Origin of the sequence: Streptomyces sp. NPDC059564, assembly GCF_042735575.1 — a bacterium.
GTDB lineage: Bacteria > Actinomycetota > Actinomycetes > Streptomycetales > Streptomycetaceae > Streptomyces.
The window spans coordinates 1-20,145 of record NZ_JBHWBP010000126.1 but is presented as its reverse complement, the minus strand read 5'-3'; the positions used below and the strand labels follow the sequence as shown (position 1 = coordinate 20,145).

General features: G+C 70.6%; 14 protein-coding genes. 7 read left to right on the top strand and 7 right to left on the bottom strand.

Annotation, left to right across the window (positions count from 1 at the left end; all coding sequences use genetic code 11):
- Positions 1–134 precede the first annotated feature (134 nt).
- Entirely contained in the window at positions 135–3,677 is a 3,543-nt protein-coding gene (gene dnaE / locus ACFV0Q_RS21545; protein WP_385007686.1) for a DNA polymerase III subunit alpha, read from the bottom strand.
- 191 nt (positions 3,678–3,868) lie between these two features.
- Between dnaE and ACFV0Q_RS21540 the strand changes: the two genes are divergently transcribed.
- From ACFV0Q_RS21540 to ACFV0Q_RS21520, 5 genes are all read left to right on the top strand, one after another.
- Positions 3,869–5,194 carry a DUF2252 domain-containing protein gene (locus ACFV0Q_RS21540; RefSeq protein WP_385007692.1) on the top strand — a complete coding sequence of 442 codons (1,326 nt, stop codon included), beginning with the start codon at positions 3,869–3,871 and terminating at the stop codon, positions 5,192–5,194.
- Positions 5,195–5,256: 62 nt separating this feature from the next.
- Positions 5,257–5,946: a hypothetical protein gene (locus tag ACFV0Q_RS21535; RefSeq protein ID WP_385007684.1), complete on the top strand. Its 690-nt coding sequence runs from the start codon at positions 5,257–5,259 to the stop codon at positions 5,944–5,946.
- 51 nt (positions 5,947–5,997) lie between these two features.
- Entirely contained in the window at positions 5,998–6,792 is a 795-nt protein-coding gene (locus tag ACFV0Q_RS21530; RefSeq protein ID WP_385007682.1) for a DsbA family protein, read from the top strand.
- 133 nt (positions 6,793–6,925) lie between these two features.
- Positions 6,926–8,608: an alkaline phosphatase D family protein gene (locus ACFV0Q_RS21525; RefSeq protein ID WP_385007680.1), complete on the top strand. Its 1,683-nt coding sequence runs from the start codon at positions 6,926–6,928 to the stop codon at positions 8,606–8,608.
- A gap of 224 nt (positions 8,609–8,832) precedes the next feature.
- Complete coding sequence (locus tag ACFV0Q_RS21520; RefSeq protein ID WP_385007690.1) at positions 8,833–9,786, top strand: zinc metalloprotease; 954 nt, start codon at positions 8,833–8,835, stop codon at positions 9,784–9,786.
- A gap of 104 nt (positions 9,787–9,890) precedes the next feature.
- Here ACFV0Q_RS21520 and ACFV0Q_RS21515 read toward each other — a convergent pair whose 3' ends face one another.
- Positions 9,891–10,469, bottom strand: a complete 579-nt coding sequence (locus ACFV0Q_RS21515) for a dienelactone hydrolase family protein (RefSeq protein ID WP_385007678.1) — start codon at positions 10,467–10,469, stop codon at positions 9,891–9,893.
- Between the two features lie 34 nt (positions 10,470–10,503).
- On the opposite strand from ACFV0Q_RS21515, the gene ACFV0Q_RS21510 reads away from it, so the two are divergent.
- Complete coding sequence (locus ACFV0Q_RS21510) at positions 10,504–11,544, top strand: mechanosensitive ion channel family protein (RefSeq protein ID WP_385007688.1); 1,041 nt, start codon at positions 10,504–10,506, stop codon at positions 11,542–11,544.
- Here ACFV0Q_RS21510 and ACFV0Q_RS21505 read toward each other — a convergent pair whose 3' ends face one another.
- The 5 genes from ACFV0Q_RS21505 to ACFV0Q_RS21485 all read right to left on the bottom strand — a co-directional run bounded on the left by ACFV0Q_RS21505 (position 11,545) and on the right by ACFV0Q_RS21485 (position 16,366).
- Entirely contained in the window at positions 11,545–13,137 is a 1,593-nt protein-coding gene (locus ACFV0Q_RS21505; protein ID WP_385007676.1) for a Na+/H+ antiporter, read from the bottom strand.
- Between the two features lie 302 nt (positions 13,138–13,439).
- Entirely contained in the window at positions 13,440–13,934 is a 495-nt protein-coding gene (locus ACFV0Q_RS21500) for a GNAT family N-acetyltransferase (protein WP_385007674.1), read from the bottom strand.
- Positions 13,931–14,872: an RluA family pseudouridine synthase gene (locus ACFV0Q_RS21495; RefSeq protein ID WP_385007672.1), complete on the bottom strand. Its 942-nt coding sequence runs from the start codon at positions 14,870–14,872 to the stop codon at positions 13,931–13,933. Before ACFV0Q_RS21495 ends, ACFV0Q_RS21500 begins: the two co-directional genes overlap by 4 nt.
- Positions 14,873–14,924: 52 nt before the next feature.
- The gene (gene lspA / locus ACFV0Q_RS21490) at positions 14,925–15,491 is read right to left on the bottom strand and encodes a signal peptidase II (protein WP_385007670.1); all 567 of its coding nucleotides are present in this window, start codon (positions 15,489–15,491) and stop codon (positions 14,925–14,927) included.
- A 65-nt stretch (positions 15,492–15,556) separates the two neighbouring features.
- Positions 15,557–16,366, bottom strand: a complete 810-nt coding sequence (locus ACFV0Q_RS21485; RefSeq protein WP_385007668.1) for a TraR/DksA family transcriptional regulator — start codon at positions 16,364–16,366, stop codon at positions 15,557–15,559.
- A gap of 535 nt (positions 16,367–16,901) precedes the next feature.
- Between ACFV0Q_RS21485 and ileS the strand changes: the two genes are divergently transcribed.
- The gene (ileS, locus tag ACFV0Q_RS21480; protein WP_385007666.1) at positions 16,902–20,060 is read left to right on the top strand and encodes an isoleucine--tRNA ligase; all 3,159 of its coding nucleotides are present in this window, start codon (positions 16,902–16,904) and stop codon (positions 20,058–20,060) included.
- Positions 20,061–20,145: the final 85 nt, after the last annotated feature.

Genomic DNA, 20,145 nt, shown 5'->3' with positions numbered 1-20,145 from the left:
CTCTGCAATTGCCCCAACTGGTAATCCTGCCGCGCTCCGCCCACAACGCCCGCCGCCCCCCCGGGTGCGTACCCCGCTCGGCCCCCCCGGGCGGGGCGGGGCGAGCCCTTCCGTACGTACGTGTTCCGGTGCGGCTATCCGGCCAGGCAGGACGGGCCGAGCAGCACCTTGAGGTCGCCGAAGAGCGCCGGGTCCGGCTGGACGCGGTGCTTGTCGAGGCGCAGCACGGTGGTGGTCCGCGGCCCCTGGAGCTTGATCCGCACCTCGGTGTTGCCCTTGTGGTGGCGCAGGATCTCGCCGAGACGGGTGACCATCGGCGGGGTGACCTTGACGGTCGGGATGGTGAGGACGACCGGGGCGTTGGTGCCGGCGGAGGACAGGTCGGGGACCATCATCTCCATGGCGACCAGCCGGGGGACGTCCTCGCGCTTGTCGAGGCGGCCCTTGACGAAGACGACGGTGTCCTCGACCAGCTGGGTGGAGACGAGCTGGTAGGTCGCGGGGAAGAACATGCACTCGATGGAGCCGGCCAGGTCCTCGACGGTGGCGATGGCCCAGGCGTTGCCCTGCTTGGTCATCTTGCGCTGGAGGCCGGAGATGATGCCGCCGATGGTGACGACCGCGCCGTCGCCGTGCTCGCCGCCGGTGAGCTGGGAGATGCCCGCGTCCGTTTTGTCGGACAGGACGTGCTCCAGGCCGAAGAGCGGGTGGTCGGAGACGTAGAGGCCGAGCATCTCGCGCTCCTGGGCGAGCAGGTAGGACTTCTCCCACTCGACGTCGGAGAACTCGACGTCGAGGCCGAAGCCGGGCTCGTCGCTCGCGCCCTCGTCACCCATTCCGCCGAAGAGGTCGAACTGTCCCTCGGCCTCCTTGCGCTTCACCGCGACCACGTTGTCGATCATCGGCTCGTGGTGGGCGACCAGGCCCTTGCGGGTGTGGCCCATCTCGTCGAAGGCGCCGGCCTTGATCAGGGACTCGACGGTCCGCTTGTTGCAGACGACGGCCTCGACCTTGTCCAGGAAGTCGGGGAAGGCGGAGAACTTCCCCTTCGCCTTCCTGGTCTTGATGATCGACTCGACGACGTTCTGGCCGACGTTGCGCACCGCGGTGAGGCCGAAGAGGATCACGTCGTCGCCCTGGGCGGCGAAGTTCGGCTCGGACTCGTTGACGTTCGGCGGGAGCACCTTGATGCCCATGCGGCGGCACTCGTTCAGGTAGATCGCGGACTTGTCCTTGTCGTCCTTGACCGAGGTGAGCAGGCCCGCCATGTACTCGGCCGGGAAGTTCGCCTTGAGGTACGCGGTCCAGTAGGAGACCAGGCCGTACGCGGCCGAGTGGGCCTTGTTGAAGGCGTAGCCGGCGAACGGGACCAGGACGTCCCACAGGGCCTTGATCGCCTGGTCGCTGAAGCCCTTCTTCTTGGCGCCCTCCTCGAAGATGACGAAGTTCTTCGCCAGCTCCTCGGGCTTCTTCTTGCCCATCACGCGGCGCAGGATGTCGGCCTCGCCGAGCGAGTACCCGGCGATGATCTGGGCGGCCTTCTGGACCTGCTCCTGGTACACGATCAGGCCGTAGGTGACCGCGAGGACCTCTTCGAGCGGCCCCTCCAGCTCCGGGTGGATGGGGGTGATCTCCTGCTGCTTGTTCTTGCGCAGGGCGTAGTTCGTGTGCGAGTTCATGCCCATCGGGCCCGGCCGGTACAGGGCCGAGACGGCGGAGATGTCCTCGAAGTTGTCGGGCTTCATCAGGCGCAGCAGCGAGCGCATGGGGCCGCCGTCGAACTGGAAGACGCCGAGGGTGTCACCGCGGCCGAGCAGTTCGAAGGTCTTGGGGTCGTCGAGCGGGAGGCCCAGGAGATCGATGTCGATCCCCTTGTTGGCCTTCACCATCTTGACGGCGTCGTCCATGATCGTGAGGTTGCGCAGGCCGAGGAAGTCCATCTTCAGCAGGCCGAGCGACTCGCAGCTCGGGTAGTCCCACTGGGTGATGGTGACGCCGTCGGTGTGCCGCACCCAGACGGGCACGTGGTCGGTGATCGTCTCGCTGGACATGATCACGCCGGCGGCGTGCACGCCCATCTGGCGGACCAGGCCCTCCACACCGCGCGCGGTGTCGATGACCTTCTTCACGTCCGGCTCGTTCTCGTACATCCCGCGGATCTCGCCGGCCTCGCCGTAGCGGGGGTGCTGCGGGTCGAGGATGCCGGAGAGCGGGATGCCCTTGCCGAGGACGTCGGCGGGCATGGCCTTGGTGAGCCGGTCGCCCATGGCGTACGGGTAGCCCAGGACGCGCGCGGAGTCCTTGATCGCGTTCTTGGCCTTGATGGTGCCGTACGTGCCGATCATGGCGACCTTGTCGGCGCCGTACTTCTCGGTCACGTACCTGATCACCTCGACGCGCCGACGCTCGTCGAAGTCGATGTCGACATCGGGCATGGAGACGCGCTCGGGGTTCAGGAAGCGCTCGAAGATCAGGCCGTGGGTGAGCGGGTCGAGGTCGGTGATGCCCATCGCGTACGCGACGATCGAGCCGGCCGCGGAGCCTCGGCCCGGGCCCACCGCGATGCCCTGGTTCTTGGCCCACATGATGAAGTCGGCGACCACGAGGAAGTAGCCCGGGAAGCCCATCGAGATGATCGTGTCCATCTCGTACTCGGCCTGCTTCATCCGGTCGTCCGGGATGCCCGCGGGGTAGCGGCGGTGCATGCCGCGCATGGTCTCCTCGCGGAACCAGCTGACCTCGGTGTGGCCGTCGGGGATGTCGAACTTCGGCATCAGGTTCCGGAACGTGAACATGCCCTCGGTGTCGACCTGTTCCGCGACCAGCTTCGTGTTGGCGCAGCCCTCCTGCCAGGCGTCCGAGGAGTCGATGGCGTACATCTCGTCCGTGGACTTCAGGTAGTAGCCGGTGCCGTCGAAGCGGAAGCGGTCCGGGTCCGAGAGGTTCTTGCCGGTCTGGATGCAGAGCAGGGCGTCGTGGGCGCCGGCCTCGCTCGCGTAGGTGTAGTGGGAGTCGTTCGTCACCAGCGGCGGGATGCCGAGCTTCTTGCCGATCTCCAGCAGGCCGTCGCGGACCCGGCGCTCGATCTCGATGCCGTGGTCCATCAGCTCCAGGAAGTAGCGGCCCTTGCCGAAGATGTCCTGGTAGTCGGAGGCCGCCTTCAGGGCCTCGTCGAACTGGCCGAGGCGCAGTCGGGTCTGGAGCTCGCCGGAGGGGCAGCCGGTGGAGGCGATCAGGCCCTCCGACCACTTGCTGATGGTCTCCTTGTCCATGCGCGGCCACTTGGTGAGCCAGCCCTCGGCGTACGCGTCGGAGGACAGCCGGAAGAGGTTGTTCAGGCCGGTGGCGTTCGCCGCCCAGATCGTCTTGTGGGTGTAACCGCCGGAGCCGGAGACGTCGTCGCGCTTCTGGTGGGGCTGGCCCCACTGGATGCGCCGCTTGTTGCGACGGGACTCGGGGGCGACGTACGCCTCGATGCCGATGATCGGGGTGACCCCGGCCTTCTTCGCGGTGTGGAAGAAGTCGTACGCCCCGTGCAGGTTGCCGTGGTCGGACATGGCGATGTGCGTCATGCCCATCTCGTTGCACGCGTTGAACATGTCCTTCAGCCGCGCGGCACCGTCCAGCAGCGAGTACTGGGTGTGGACGTGCAGGTGCGTGAACGGCGTCTTGGTCACGGTGGGAGTCCTCCGGGGGGAGAGAGGGGCGGCAGCTTTGAATCCTACGTCTCCCGACTGACACAAACGGGGCACCGGCGGGTACCTTCATCCGTTGCAGAGCCAGAGGGGAAGGACACCCGTCCGAGCCCCTCCGGATCAAACACGTGATCGGCAAGCGATCCACCCCGCACCACCAGGAGGCACCCGCCATGGCGGTACCCGAGACGACCGACGAGCAGCGCGCCGAGCAGATACTGGATGTGTTCGACACCGCTTTCGGCGAGCTGCTCGCAGCCGACCCCGCCGCCTTCCAGGTCAAGTTCCGGAAGATGGCGGCCTCGGCCTTCGCCTTCTACCGGGGCACGGCCTGCCTCTTCTACGCCGACCTGGAGCGCGACCGGCACGGCGGCCCGTACCTGGACGAGCAGACCGGCCGGGTGTGGATCCACGGCGACCTGCACGCCGAGAACTTCGGCACGTACATGGACTCCAACGGCCGGCTGATCTTCAACGTCAACGACTTCGACGAGGCCTACGTCGGCCCCTTCACCTGGGACCTGAAGCGCTTCGCCGCCTCCGTGGCCCTGATCGGCTACACCAAGGCGCTCAGCGACGAGCAGATCAGCGAGCTGGTACGGATCTACGCGGGCGCCTACCGGGAGCGCATCCACCACCTGGCCACGGGCGCCAAGCACGACGAGGTCCCCTCCTTCACCCTGGACACCGCCGAGGGCGCCCTGCTGTCGGCCCTGCGCTCGGCCCGCTCCCGCACCCGTTTCTCCCTGCTGGACTCCATGACGGAGATCCGCGACCACGAGCGCCGCTTCTCGGACGGCGGGGGCGCGATCGAGCTGGACGCGGCGACCCGGTACAAGGTGCTGGCCGCCTTCGACGGGTACCTGGAGACCCTGCCCGAGGAGTCCCTCGTGCGCCCGGACTCCTACCGGGTCAAGGACGTCGTGGGCCGCCGGGGCGTGGGCATCGGCTCGGCCGGCCTGCCCTCGTACAACATCCTGCTGGAGGGCCACAGCGACGCCCTGGAGAACGACGTCGTGATCTACCTCAAGCAGGCGCAGACCCCGGCCGTGTCCCGGCACATCACCGACCGGGCGGTGCGCGAGTACTTCACGCACGAGGGGCACCGCACGGTGATCTCGCAGCGCGCCCTGCAGGCGCACGCCGACCCGTGGCTGGGCTGGACGGAGCTGGACGGCTCCGGGCAGTTGGTCGCCGAGGTCTCCCCGTACGCGGTGGACCTGGACTGGTCCGACCTGGACGACCCCGAGGAGATCGCGGCGGTCGTCGCGGACCTGGGCCGGGCCACGGCCACCATGCACGCGGCGGCCGACGCGGCGGAGAGCGGCCACTCCCTGGTCCCCTTCTCGACCGAGCGGGCCATCGACGCGGCCATCGCCGCCGATGAGGAGGGCTTCGCGTCGCTGCTGGTGGACTTCGCCCACGCCTACGGGACCCGGGCGCGCGCCGACCACCAGATCTTCGTGGACCTGTTCCGCAACGGCCGGATCATGCCGTAGGTCACGGGGCGGACCCGCCCCGGGGCCCTGGATCCACAGGGAGGCATGGCAGACTCGCGACGATGGACATATCAGGGGCAGGACCGAGGGGGCTGCGGGCCGCGCTGTTCAGCGCGCTCGTCGTGCTGCTCTCGGCGGGCTCCCACGTGCTCATGTCCCGGGTTCCGCTGCCGCCCGCGCTGATCGGCGGGGCCTTCGCGGGGGTGTTCGCCATCGCCTTCGCCCTGGCGGGCCGGGAGCGCGGCTTCGGCCCGATCGCCGGGCTGCTGGTACCGCTGGAGCTGGCGGCCGACACCGTTTTCACCGCCGGGCAGCACGTTTGCTACGGCCCGGCGGGCGGGCCGGTCTCCGGGCCGCTGCGCGCGCTGGGCCTGGACGAGCTGTGCGGCGGCGCCCCGGTGGGCGTCCCGCTGACCCGGATGGCGGGGCCCGCCGGGGACCCGGCCTCGCTGCTGGCCTCGCCCGGGCCGTGGACGCCCTGGCTGCTGCTCGGCGTCCACGTCGGCGTCGGACTGCTGGCGGCCGCCTGGCTGCGGCACGGCGAGCGGGCCCTGGCCCGGCTGCTGCGGGCGGTGGCCGCCTTCGCGTTCCGGCCGCTGCTGCTCGCGGTGGCCTCGGTCGCGGTGGCCGCCCGGTCCGCCGGGCGGGCGCTGCGCCCGCTGTTCCCGGGCACGGGTGCCCGTACCCGGTTCCCGGCTCATTCCGTGGGACGGCGGGGACCTCCCGTACGCGCGGCGCTCGCGAGCGTCTGACGTACGTACGGCAGTTCCCCTTTCGTCCCTCCACGTCCCACGGAGATCATCATGAGTGCACGCAACAGCCAGCAGAACAAGGCCGCCGCCCGCGAGAAGCTGCGCGTCGAGCGCGAGAAGCAGGCCAAGAAGGACAAGGCGCGCCGCCAGCTGCTCGTCGGCGGCGCGGTCGTCGCCGTCCTGGCGGTGGCCGCCGGCGTCGGCTACCTGGTCGTCCAGGCCAACCAGCCCGGCTACTGGGACAAGGCCGCGAAGGCCACCCTGGTCAAGCCGAAGAACACCGAGGGCGAGAACGGCGTCACCGTCGTGATCGGCAAGCCCGAGGCCAAGAAGACCCTGGAGATCTACGAGGACTCCCGCTGCCCGGCGTGCGCCGCCTTCGAGCAGTCGGTCGGCGAGCAGGTCAAGAAGGACGTCGACGCGGGCAAGTACAAGCTCCGGTACATCGGCGCCACCTTCATCGACAACGCCTCCAAGGGCGAGGGCTCGAAGAACGCGCTGAGCGCGCTGGGCGCGGCGCTGAACGTGAGCCCGCAGGCCTTCCTGGACTACAAGGGGGCGCTCTACTCCAAGGAGCTGCACCCCGACGAGACCGTCGACAGCTTCGCCAAGGACGACTACCTGGTCAAGGTCGCGGACACGGTTCCGGCGCTCAAGGGCAACGCCGAGTTCAAGAAGGCCGTCGAGGACGGTACGTACGACCGGTGGGCGATGGAGATGTCGAAGTCCTTCAACGACTCCGGGGTGACGGGCACTCCGACGCTGAAGATGGACGGCAAGAAGATCGAGACCCCGGCCACGCCGGAGGCGTTCACGGCGGCGATCGACAAGGCCCTGGCGGGCTGATCCAACGCCCCATCCGGTGACCGATCCGGTCATAGCGGGACGAACAACAGGCGGGTGAACTCCTAGAGTTCGCCCGCCTGTTCCCTTTTCGAGACTGGCCATGGCTGAATACCAGTCAGTAATATCGTCGCCCGTGACCAGTCATCTCACCTCCTCCGCCGGCACCGCCGAACCGGCCTCCCGCCCGGCACACCCGCGCCGCCGTACGGTCGTTCTGGCCGCCGCGGCCACGGCCGCCCTCGCGCCGCTCACCTCCCTGGGCGCGAGCGCCGCCCACGCGGCGGGCTCCGCCCCCGCCTTCCTGCACGGCGTCGCCTCCGGCGACCCGCTGCCCGACGGGGTCCTGCTGTGGACCCGCGTCACCCCGACCCCCGAGGCCGTGCCCGGCTCGGGCCTGGGCCCGGACACCGCGGTGGGCTGGGAGGTGGCCGAGGACAAGGGCTTCTCCCGGATCGTCGCGAGCGGTTCGCTGACCGCGCGCGCCGCCACCGACCACACCGTCAAGGCCGACGTGCGCGGGCTGCGCCCGCAGACCCCGTACTGGTACCGGTTCACCGCCGGCGCCGCGGTCTCCCCGGCCGGCCGCACCCTGACCGCCCCGGCGGCCGACGCCACCACCCCCGGCGTGCGCTTCGGCGTGGTCTCCTGCGCCAACTGGGAGTCCGGCTACTTCTCGGCGTACCGGCACCTGGCCGCCCGGAGCGACCTGCACGCGGTCCTGCACCTGGGCGACTACATCTACGAGTACGGCAGCGGCTCCTACCCGGAGGCCAAGTACGTCGTACGCCCCCACGAGCCGCGGCACGAGATCGTCTCGCTGTCCGACTACCGCACCCGGCACGGCAAGTACAAGACGGACGCCGACCTTCAGGCCCTGCACGCGGCCCACCCGATCGTCGCCATCTGGGACGACCACGAGTTCGCCAACGACTCCTGGTCCGGGGGCGCGGAGAACCACACCCCGGACACCGAGGGCGACTGGGCGGCCCGCGCGGCCGCCGCCAAGCAGGCCTACTTCGAGTGGATGCCCGTACGCCCCTCCATCGCCGGTACCGTCTACCGGCGGCTGCGCTTCGGCTCCCTCGCCGACCTGCACCTGCTGGACCTGCGCTCCTTCCGCTCGCAGCAGACCAAGGTCGGCAGCGGCTCGGTGGACGACCCGGAGCGCTCCATCACCGGGCGGGCGCAGCTGGACTGGCTCAAGGCGGGGCTGGCGTCCTCGAACGCGGCCTGGCAGCTGGTCGGCACCTCGGTGATGATCTCGCCGGTGGCCTTCGGCGCGCTGCCCGCGCACCTGCTGAAGCCGCTCACCAAGCTGCTCGGCCTGCCCGAGGGTGGAATAGCGATCAATGTGGATCAGTGGGACGGCTACACGGACGACCGCAAGGAACTCCTGGGCCACTTGAAGGACCGGAACATCAAGAACACGGTGTTCCTGACCGGCGACATCCACATGGCGTGGGCGAACGAGCTCCCGGTGAACAAGGCGACGTACCCGGGCTCGGGGACGGCGGCGACCGAGTTCGTGGTGACGTCGGTGACCTCCGACAACCTCGACGACATGCTGCACGTGCTGCCGGACACGCTCTCGCTGGTGGCGGAATCGGCCATCAAGGCCGCGAACTGGCACGTCAAGTGGCTGGACATGGACGCCCACGGATACGGCGTCCTGGACGTGACGGCCGAGCGTTCGCAGATGGACTACTACGTGGTTTCCGACAAGCGGCGGCAGGACGCGACCTCCGCCTGGGAGCGCTCGTACCGCACGCTCAGCGGCACGCAGAAGGTGGAGCGGGCCGACCGGCCCGTGTACTGAGCACCCGTCAAATCTGCTGCGAAGAGGGGCTCCTGGTACAGACCGGGGGCCCCTCCGGCCTCGTCGGCAACAAATCTTTAACCTACGAGTACTTGCCAATTGAATGACATGCACACGTAAGATTCCGGCCAGCGTGAGGAAATACCTCACCCCCCACCACGCTTTCGCGAGGAGTCAACGTGCGCGCTGTTGCCCGCATATCCCCCCTGCTCCGCCGCCGCCTCATGGGTACGGCCGTGCTGGCTTCCACCCTGGCCTTCGCCCCGCTGACCGCGCCGACCACGGTCGCCGCGGCCTCCGCCAAGACCCCCGCCGAGGTCTGTGCGGAGCAGGGCTCCGCCCCGGCCAACGCCCGGGTGGCCCGCCCGAAGGACCAGCACGCGGCCGACCCCAACGAGGTCACCGACGCCCAGGTCAAGGCCATGGACGCCGACCTGAAGAAGAAGCTCGGCCAGCTCCAGCTCTCCCCGCAGCAGAGCGAGGGCATCGCCGGCGCCGCGGCCGCCACCACGACCATCCCGGTCTACGTGCACGTCATCACGTCCGGCACCGCCGGCAAGCTGACGGCCGCCCAGATCAACAGCCAGATCTCGGTCCTCAACGCCGCCTACGCGGGCCAGGGCACCGGCAACGTCGACTCCGGCTTCCAGTTCTCCCTGGCCGGGACCGACTACACCGACAACTCCACCTGGTACAACGTCTCGGACGGCACCAAGGCCGAGAAGGACATGAAGAACGCCCTGCGCAAGGGCGGCAAGAACGCGCTCAACCTCTACACCGCCAACCTCGGCGGCGGGCTCCTCGGCTGGGCGACCTTCCCCAGCTCCTACGCCTCGCAGCCCAAGATGGACGGCGTGGTCATCCTCAACAGCTCGATCCCGGGCGGTTCGGCCACCAACTACAACCAGGGCGACACCGGCACCCACGAGGTCGGCCACTGGCTGGGTCTGTACCACACCTTCCAGGGCGGCTGCTCGGGCAGCGGCGACTCGGTCTCCGACACCCCGGCGGAGTCCAGCGCCGCCTTCGAGTGCCCGACCGGGCGCGACACCTGCTCCGCGGCCGGTGCCGACCCGATCCACAACTTCATGGACTACACGTACGACTCCTGCATGTACCAGTTCACGGCCGGCCAGGTCTCCCGCATGAAGAGCATGTGGACGGCCTACCGCGCCTGATCCACAGGCCGGTCCACAGGCCCGGCCCACGAGCGGTGACCGCGCCTCCCCGCGCAGACGGCAGGGCCCCCGGCAGCACGCCGGGGGCCCTGCCCCCGTCCGTCCTACAAGCTGTCGAGGAAGCCGAGCGCGACCTTCCAGGTCTCCTCGGCGGCCTCCGCGTCGTAGTCGTCCAGGTCCGGGTCCGTGAACAGGTGCCCGGCCCCCGGATAGGTGTGGACCTCCACGTCCGCCCCGGCCCGCCGCATCCGCAGGTACCAGGCGGTCAGCCAGTCCCGCGTCTCGAAGGGGTCCGGGTCCGCGATGTGCAGCTGCACCGGCAGCTCGTCGGCGAACGCGTTCTCCTCCAGGTCCGCCGTGCCGTGCAGGAGCAGCAGCCCGCGCGCCTTGTCGTCGGCCAGCGCCAGGTGCTGGGCGACGGAGCCGCCGTAGGAGAAACCGGCGTAGACCAGACCCTGGTCGGAGTACGGGGCCACCGCCAGCACCGCCCGCTTGAGCAGCTCGTCGCGGCCGACCTCCTCCTGGTGCGCCAGGCCCTCCTCGACCGTCGCGAACGTACGCCCCTCGAAGAGGTCCGGCACCTGGACCTGGTGTCCGGCCGCGCGCAGCCGGTCGGCCGCCGCGTGCACCGCGGGCCGCAGCCCGTACGTCGAGTGGAAGAGCACGATGTTCATGCCTCCCATCGTGCCATTCGCGGTTAGGTTCTCAGGCATGGAGATGGAGAACGTCCTGCGGCCCGTCGTGGCCGTCGCCGCCGTGCTGGTCGTCACCCTGCTCGCCGGGTGGCTGCTCGACCTGCTGCTGCGCCAGGCCGACGCCCGGCACACCGAAACCCTGCTCTGGGGGCTGCTGCGCCGCTGCGGCGTGCCCTTCCGGCTGGTCCTGGGCACCGCCCTGCTCCAGGCCTCGCACCGGCAGGCGGGCATCTTCCCCGCGTACGGATCCCTCGTCGGGCACGCCCTGACCCTGATCATGATCGCCTCGACCGCCTGGCTCCTCGTCCGGATCGCCACGGCCGTCGTCGACTCCGCCTACGCCCGCTACGCCGCCTCCGCCCCGGACGACGCCCGCGTCCGCCGGGTCCGCACCCAGGTCACGCTGATCCAGCGGGTGGTCACCGCCGTGGCCGTGGTGGTCGCCGCCGCCGCGATGCTGCTGACCTTCCCGGCGATGCGCACCATCGGCACCTCGATGCTGGCCTCGGCCGGGGTCCTCGGCATCGTGGCCGGCATCGCCGCCCAGTCCTCCCTCGGCAACCTCTTCGCCGGACTCCAGATCGCCTTCGGCGACACCGTCCGCATCGGGGACACCGTGGTCGTGGACAAGGAGTGGGGCAAGGTCGAGGAGATCACCCTGACCTTCCTCGTCGTACGCACCTGGGACGAACGCCGGATCACGATGCCGGTCTCGTACTTCACCAGCAAGCCCTACGAGAACTGGTCGCGCGGGGGCGCCCAGATGACCGGCACGGTCTTCTGGCACCTCGACCACTCGGCACCCGTCGCCGTCATGCGGGACAAGCTCGCCGAGATCCTCAAGGACATCCCCGAGTGGGACGGCCGCTCCGCCAGCCTGGCCGTCACCGACACCACCCCGAACACCATCCTGGTGCGGGCGGTGGTCACCGCGAAGAACGGCGACGACGTGTGGACGCTGCGCTGCGCGGTCCGCGAGCAGCTGATCACCTGGCTGGCCGCGCAGCACCCGTACGCCCTGCCCCGCGTCACGACGTCGGAATCGCAGCCGCCGCCCGCCTGACTAGTTGCTCCGCAGGCTGCGGACGTCGAGGTGGCGCAGGACCCGGTCCACGATCTCCGGGTCCGCCCCCGGCTCACTGCGCGCCGCCAGCACCTCGTGCCGGGCGGCGGACATCATCTCGCGCTGGATCCGCTGGACGTGCCGGATCCGCTCGACCCGCTTCGCGTACGCCTCGCGCCGCTCCTCGTCGACCAGATCGGGGCTGATCCTGGCCCCGACGTCGTACGCGCGCCGGTACAGCGTCTCCACGAGGTCCTCGGGCAGGTCCTCGACCTCCTCGATCTCCCTCAGCCGCCGCTTGGCGGCCTTCGCCGCGCGCAGCGCCAGCTGCCGCTCGACCTCCCGCTCGGCGTCCACGTCCGCCTCCACCCCCAGCCGCCGCACCAGCAACGGCAGCGTCAGCCCCTGGCACACCAGGGTCACCATGATCACCGCGAAGGCGATGAACACGATCTCGTCCCGCGCGGGGAAGGGCTCGCCGGAGTCCGTGCGCAAGGGAATAGCCAGGGCCAGCGCGACCGAGGCCACCCCGCGCATCCCGGCCCACCACATCACCACGCTCTCCCGCCAGCTCAGCGGGATCTCCTCGTCGTAGTCGCGCCGGCCGTGCAGCTTCTTCGCGAGCCAGCCGGCCGGCAGCAGCCAGAGCAGCCGTACGCCGATCACCACCGCGATCACGGTCGCCGCCCAGCCGGCCATCTCCCACGCGCGGCCCTTCGCGACGCCGAAGACGTTGTGCAGCTCCAGCCCGATCAGCCCGAACGCCACCCCCGTGACCAGGGTGTCGACGATCTCCCAGAAGGTGTGGCCGGCGAGCCGCCCCAGCACGTCGTCGGCGTCCGAGGCGTACTCGGCGAGGAACAGCGCCGTCGTCAGCACGGCCAGCACCCCGGAGCCCTGGAGTTCCTCCGCCACCACGTACGCGACGAACGGGACCAGCAGCGTCAGCCCGATCTGGAGCGTGGCGTCCCCGAGCCGGCCCATCAGCCACCGCGTGGCCCAGCCCAGCGCGAACCCGACGGCCACCGCCACCACGGCGGACAGCACGAACTCGCCGAGCGCGTCGGGCCAGGAGAAGCTGCCGCTGACGGCGGCCGCGACGGCCACGTGGTAGAGCACGATGGCGGTGACGTCGTTGAACAGGCCCTCGCCCTCCAGGATGGACACCATCCGGCGGGGCAGCCCGAGCGACCCGGCGACGGCGGTGGCCGCGACGGGGTCGGGCGGGGCGACGAGCGCGCCGAGCGCGACGGCCGCGGCGACGGGCAGCCCCGGCACGACGGCGTGCGCGACGGCCGCGACGGCGGCGGTGGTCACGAACACCAGCGCCACGGCCAGCAGCAGGATCGGCCGGACGTTGGCCGCGAACTGGCGCCAGGAGGTCCGCTGCGCCGAGGCGTACAGCAGCGGGGGCAGCACGAGCGGCAGGATGTACTCGGGCGGGACGTCCACGTTCGGCACGACCGGCACCAGGGCCAGCACCACCCCGCCGATGGTCATCAGCACGGGCGCGGGCAGCCCCAGCCGGTCCCCGAGCGGAACGGTGACCACGGCCCCGAGCAACAGCACGAACAGCAGAGCAAGCTGATCCACTCCCCCACCCTGCCAGTACGCTGCCGCTCGGCTGGCCGGTCCACAAGCCCCGCCGCCGCGTGTCGAGGCGCGGGGCAGTCCCCGACCCGCCCTTCGACCGCCGGCGCGGCTGAGAGACCCGGGTCTGCGCCTTGGCGCGGCTCACCACACGGCGCTCCGCGCCCGCGCCTCAAGCGCCGGCGAGGCTGAAATTGCCCTCCGGGCAATCCAGCCCCGCCCGGCCCATACAGCCCCGCCGGCGTTTGAGGCGCGGGGGTCCGGGGGCCGGCCCCCGGCAACGGCGCCGCGCCGAACCCTCCGGGCTACGGCAGAGCGCGCCGCATCGCCCGGTGCGGGATGCCCGCGTCCTCGAACTCCGGGCCGTAGGCCACGTAGCCGAGCCGCTCGTAGAAGCCGAGCGCATGCGTCTGCGCCCCCAGATCAACGGCGGCCAGCCCCAACCCGGCGGCCTCCGCCTCGATCGCCCGGACCAGCGCCACCCCGACGCCCAGCCCGCGCGCGGACTTCCGTACGGCCAGCCGCCCCAGCGAGCCGACCTCCGGCGAGCCGGTCTTGCCGAGGGCCTCGGGCCCGTGCAGCAGCCGCCCGGTGCCCAGCGGCTCCCCGTCCGGCCCCACGGCCAGCACGTGCACCGCCACCGCGTCGTACGCGTCGTACTCGATCGACTCCGGCACGGACTGCTCGACCACGAACACCTCGGTCCGCACGACGTAGCAAGCCGCCAGGTCCGCTTCGGACTCCGCGACCCTCACCGAGACGGCGGCGGCAGCAGCAGCGGCACCGGCCCCGGCGGTCACTGGCTCTCGGCCCGGATCACATCCAGCGCGTGCTGGAGGTCGGCCGGGTAGCCGCTCTCGAACTCCACCCACTGCCCGTCGGCGGGGTGCTCGAAGCCGAGCCGCACCGCGTGCAGCCACTGCCGGGTCAGCCCCAGCCGCTTCGCGACGGTCGGGTCGGCCCCGTACGTCAGGTCACCGACGCAGGGGTGCCGGTGCGCGGACATGTGCACGCGGATCTGGTGCGTGCGCCCCGTCTCCAGCTTGATGTCCAGCAGCGACGCCGCCCGGAACGCCTCGATCAGGTCGTAGTGGGTGACGGAGGCCTTGCCCTCCTGCGTCACGGCCCACTTGTAGTCGGCGGTGGGGTGCCGCCCGATCGGCGCGTCGATGGTGCCGCTCATCGGGTCCGGGTGGCCCTGGACCAGCGCGTGGTAGCGCTTGTCCACGACCCGCTCGCGGAACTGGTTCTTCAGCGAGGTGTACGCGCGCTCGGACTTGGCGACGGCCATCAGGCCGGACGTGCCGACGTCGAGGCGGTGCACGATGCCCTGCCGCTCGGACGCGCCGGAGGTGGAGATCCGGTAGCCGGCGGCGGCGAGACCGCCGATGACGGTGGTGCCGGTCCAGCCGGGGCTCGGGTGGGCGGCGACGCCGACGGGCTTCATGATCACGACGATGTCGTCGTCGTCGTGGACGATCTCCATGCCGGGCACGGGCTCGGCGACGAGCTCGACGGGCCGCGGCGGGGCGGGCATCTCGACTTCGAGCCAGGCGCCGCCGTGCACCCGCTCGGACTTGCCGACGACGCTGCCGTCGACCGAGACCTTCCCCTCCGACGCCAGTTCGGCCGCCTTGGTCCGGGAAAAACCGAACATACGGGCGATGGCGGCGTCGACGCGCTCGCCCTCGAGGCCATCGGGAACGGGCAGGGTGCGGATCTCGGGAATCGTACTCACCTGTCGAGTATGCAGGACTCGGCAGAGGAGCATTCCCGCGATCGGCCCGCGATCAGTCCTTGTGGACGGTGCCGTCCGGGTCCAGGCCCCGGAAGGACAGCAGGACGATCAGGATCCCGCCGCACACGATCGCCGAGTCCGCGAGGTTGAAGACCGCGAAGTGCGCGGGGGCGATGAAGTCGACGACCGCCCCGCGGAACACGCCCGGCGAACGGAAGATCCGGTCGGTGAGGTTGCCCAGCGCGCCGCCGAGCAGCAGGCCCAGGGCGATGGCCCACGGCAGGCTGTACAGCTTGCGCGCGAGGCGCACGATCACCACGATCACGGTGGCCGCGATGCAGGTGAAGATGATCGTGAAGGCCTCGCCGAACCCGAAGGCCGCCCCGGGATTGCGGATGGCCTCGAACTTCAGCAGGTCGCCGACGACCCGGATCGGCGGCTGGTGCTCCAGCCTGGCCACGACCAGCATCTTGCTGCCGAGGTCGACCAGGTACGCGAGCACCGCCACGACGATGAGCGCCGCGATCCGCCGCCGCCCCCTGGGCGCGACCGGCTCGGACTGCGGCTCGGCGTCGTCCCCGACCTCCGGCGTACCGATGATGCGCTCCGCCTCTGCCACGTGAGTCCCTCGACTAGCTCGATCCTGACGAGACACGAGAGTACGTCAGGGGGCGCACGTCGCGCCTAGTGCCTCCGCTCCTGCTTCTGCTTGCAGTCGACGCACAGGGTGGCCCGCGGGAACGCCTGCATCCGCGCCTTGCCGATGGGCTTCCCGCAGTTCTCGCAGAGCCCGTACGTGCCCGCCTCCAGCCGTTCCAGGGCCCGCTCGGTCTGCTCCAGCATCGAGCTGGCGTTCGCGGCGAGGGCCAGCTCGGACTCCCGGGTGATGTTCTTGGTACCGGTGTCGGCCTGGTCGTCGCCCGCACCGTCGCCCGAGTCCCGCATCAGGCCCGTGATGGCCACCTCGGAGGCCTCCAGTTCGGCGCGCAGCCGCAGCACCTCCGACACCAGCTCCGTACGGGCGTCCTGGACCTCCTGTTCGGTCCAGGGGTCCTCTCCGGGGCGTACGGCCAGCTCCCCGGGCGGGGTCGCCGCCGTGGCCCGCGCCTTCGGGAGCCCGCTGGTGGCCGCAGCGGCCGTCTTCCTGGCCGTACCCGCAGTCTTCTTGGCAACCACTTTCCGAGCTCCCGTCTTCCGCGCGGCCGGGGCCGCCCCCTCGGTCGCGGCCTTCTTGGCCGCGGCCTTGCCCGTGGTGCCCTTCGCGGCCGCCTTCGCCGGCGCCGCCTTCGTCGTCGCTGCCGTCTTCTCGACCGCGGCCGCCTTCTTGGCGGCTGCCGTCTCCTCGGCGGCTGCCGTCTTCTTGACCGCAGCCGTCTTCTTCACCGCCGCGGTCTTCCTGGCCGCCGTCTTCTTGGCCGGAGCAGCCCGTTTGGCGGCAGGCGTGGAGCCTGGCACAGCAGCCACCTCCTGCGTCGCCGTCTTCTTCGCCACCATGGCCGCGGCCCCTTTTCACGTACTGTGATCTTGTTCGCGAATCGTGCCGGAACGATAAATCGGCGCCGACCACACGGCAACGGGGCACGCGTCCATCGAGGTCAACCTGCATCCGTTGTGCCCATCCGGAAGCCCGGTAATCCGCCCCACCCGCCCCAGTGGATCCCGTACCGGGCGATCAGCCCATCCGGGTCACGCCCGGGCCGCCGGATAACCGGTCTGCCGAGCGGGGCCCCGGCCCGTACACTGGGCGCAGCGAGAGGCATGGACGGGGACGAGTAGCGTCGGACGCAGCCAGGAGCGACCCGGGGACGGTGAGAGCCCGGGGGCGAGCGCGATGCGAAGGATCACCCCTGAGCCGCCGGAAGAACGCCCGTACGGATCCCCGTAGGGCCAGTAGAACCGGCTTCGCACCCCAATGAGGGGGCCACCGGACGTGTCCGGGGGCCAAGGAGGGTGGTACCGCGGGAGCAGCCGTTCGGCTCTCGTCCCTCCGGACGGAAGTGACACCCCGCCGGAGGAAGAGTTCAGCCTCATGACCACACCGCCGCAGTACCGCCCGGTCCCCGCCCAGGTCGACCTGCCTGCCCTCGAGCACGCCGTCCTCGACTTCTGGCGCGAGAGCAAGACCTTCGCCAAGACCCTGGAGCAGTCCGAAGGCCGCCCCGAGTGGGTCTTCTACGAGGGCCCGCCGACCGCGAACGGCATGCCCGGCGCGCACCACATCGAGGCCCGCGTCTTCAAGGACGTCTTCCCCCGGTTCCGCACCATGCGCGGCTACCACGTGGCCCGCAAGGCCGGCTGGGACTGCCACGGCCTGCCCGTCGAGCTCGCCGTCGAGAAGGAGCTCGGCTTCAACGGCAAGCAGGACATCGAGGCCTACGGCATCGCCGAGTTCAACGCGAAGTGCCGCGAGTCCGTGACCCGCCACACCGACGCGTTCACCGAGCTCACGACCCGCATGGGCTACTGGGTCGACCTGGACGACGCCTACCGGACCATGGACCCCGACTACGTCGAGTCCGTGTGGTGGTCGCTGAAGGAGATCTTCAACAAGGGCCTGCTCACCCAGGACCACCGCGTCGCCCCCTGGTGCCCCCGCTGCGGCACCGGCCTCTCCGACCACGAGCTGGCGCAGGGCTACGAGACGGTCGTCGACCCCTCGGTCTACGTCCGCTTCCCGCTGACCTCCGGCCCCCTCGCGGGCGAGGCGGCTCTGCTGGTCTGGACGACGACCCCCTGGACCCTGGTGTCCAACACGGCCGTCGCCGCGCACCCCGAGGTCACGTACGTCGTCGCCCGCCGTACCGGCGACGAGGGCTCGGAGAAGCTGGTCGTCGCCCAGCCGCTGCTGGAGAAGTCCCTCGGCGAGGGCTGGGAGGCCACCGGCGAGACCTTCACGGGCAAGGAGATGGAGCGCTGGACGTACCAGCGCCCCTTCGACCTGGTCGAGTTCCCGGCGCCCGCCCACTACGTCGTGAACGCCGAGTACGTCACGACCGAGGACGGCACCGGTCTGGTCCACCAGTCCCCCGCCTTCGGCGCCGACGACCTCGCGGTCTGCCGCGCCTACGGCCTGCCCGTCGTGAACCCGGTCCGCCCCGACGGCACCTTCGAGGAGGAGGTCCCGCTCGTCGGCGGCGTCTTCTTCAAGAAGGCCGACGAGAAGCTGACCGCCGACCTCGACGCGCGCGGCCTGCTCTTCAAGCACATCGCCTACGAGCACAGCTACCCGCACTGCTGGCGCTGCCACACGGCCCTGCTCTACTACGCGCAGCCCTCCTGGTACATCCGCACCACCGCCGTCAAGGACGCGATGCTGCGGGAGAACGAGAAAACGAACTGGTTCCCGGACTCGGTCAAGCAGGGCCGCTTCGGCGACTGGCTGAACAACAACATCGACTGGGCGCTCTCCCGCAACCGCTACTGGGGCACCCCGCTGCCGATCTGGCGCTGCGAGGAGAACCACCTCACCTGCGTCGGCTCGCGCGCGGAGCTGACCGAGCTGTCCGGCACCGACCAGTCGCAGCTGGACCCGCACCGCCCGTACATCGACGACGTCACCTTCACCTGCACCCACGAGGGCTGCTCCCTGGAGGCCGTCCGCGTCCCCGAGGTCATCGACGCCTGGTACGACTCGGGCTCGATGCCGTTCGCGCAGTGGGGCTACCCGTACAAGAACAAGGAGATCTTCGAGAAGCGCTACCCGGCGCAGTTCATCTCGGAGGCCATCGACCAGACGCGCGGCTGGTTCTACACGCTGATGGCGGTCGGCACCCTCGTCTTCGACAAGTCCTCCTACGAGAACGTGGTCTGCCTGGGCCACATCCTCGCCGAGGACGGCCGCAAGATGTCCAAGCACCTGGGCAACATCCTCCAGCCGATCCCGCTCATGGACCAGCACGGCGCGGACGCGGTCCGCTGGTTCATGGCGGCCGGCGGCTCCCCGTGGGCGGCGCGCCGCGTCGGCCACGGCACGATCCAGGAGGTCGTCCGCAAGACCCTCCTCACGTACTGGAACACGGTCGCCTTCCAGGCCCTGTACGCCCGTACGTCGGGCTGGGCCCCGTCCGCCGCGGACCCGGCCCCGGCCGACCGCACGGTTCTGGACCGCTGGCTGCTCTCGGAGCTCCACACCCTCGTGTCCGAGGTGACGGAGGCGATGGAGTCGTACGACACCCAGCGCGCGGGCAAGCTCCTGTCCTCCTTCGTGGACGACCTCTCCAACTGGTACGTCCGCCGCTCGCGCCGCCGCTTCTGGCAGGGCGACAAGGCCGCGCTGCGCACGCTGCACGAGGTCGTGGAGACGGTCACGCGCCTGATGGCCCCGCTCACCCCCTTCATCACGGAGCGGGTCTGGCAGGACATGATCGTCCCGGTCACCCCGGACGCCCCGGAGTCGGTGCACCTGTCGACCTGGCCGGTCGCGGACGCCGCTCAGGTGGACCCGGCCCTGTCCCAGCAGATGCTGCTGGTACGCCGCCTCGTGGAGCTGGGCCGCGCGACGCGGGCCGAATCGGGCGTGAAGACCCGCCAGCCGCTGTCCCGCGCGCTGGTCGCGGTGTCCGGCTTCGAGACCCTCTCCCCGGAGCTGCACTCCCAGATCACGGAGGAGCTGAACGTCTCCTCCCTGGCCTCCCTGTCAGAGGTCGGCGGGTCGCTGGTGGACACCACGGCCAAGGCGAACTTCCGCGCGCTGGGCAAGCGGTTCGGCAAGGGCGTGCAGGACGTCGCGAAGGCGGTGGCCGCGGCCGACGCGGCGGCACTGTCGCTGGCCCTGCGGTCCGGCACGGCCGAGGTCGAGGTGAACGGCGCCCCGGTGTCCCTCACCCCGGAGGAGGTCATCATCACGGAGACCCCGCGCGAGGGGTGGTCGGTGGCGTCCGACTCCGGCGCGACGGTCGCCCTCGACCTGGAGATCACGCCGGAGCTGCGGCTGGCGGGGCTGGCCCGTGACGCGATCCGCCTGATCCAGGAGGCCCGGAAGAACTCCGGCCTCGACGTGGCCGACCGCATCGTGCTCCGCTGGTCCTCGACGGACCCGGAGGTCGTCACGGCCCTGACGGACCACGCGGCGCTCATCTCCGACGAGGTCCTGGCCACCGACTTCGCCGAAGGCTCCGCCGACCCCACGTACGGCGCCCCCTTCACGGACGACTCCCTCGCCCTGACCTTCCGCCTCCGCAAGGCGTAGCCCCACCCGAAGCGGCCCGTACCCCCGCGGGGGTACGGGGCGCGTAGCTGTAGACCCCCCCCCCCCATGCCCCCTTCCCCCCGCA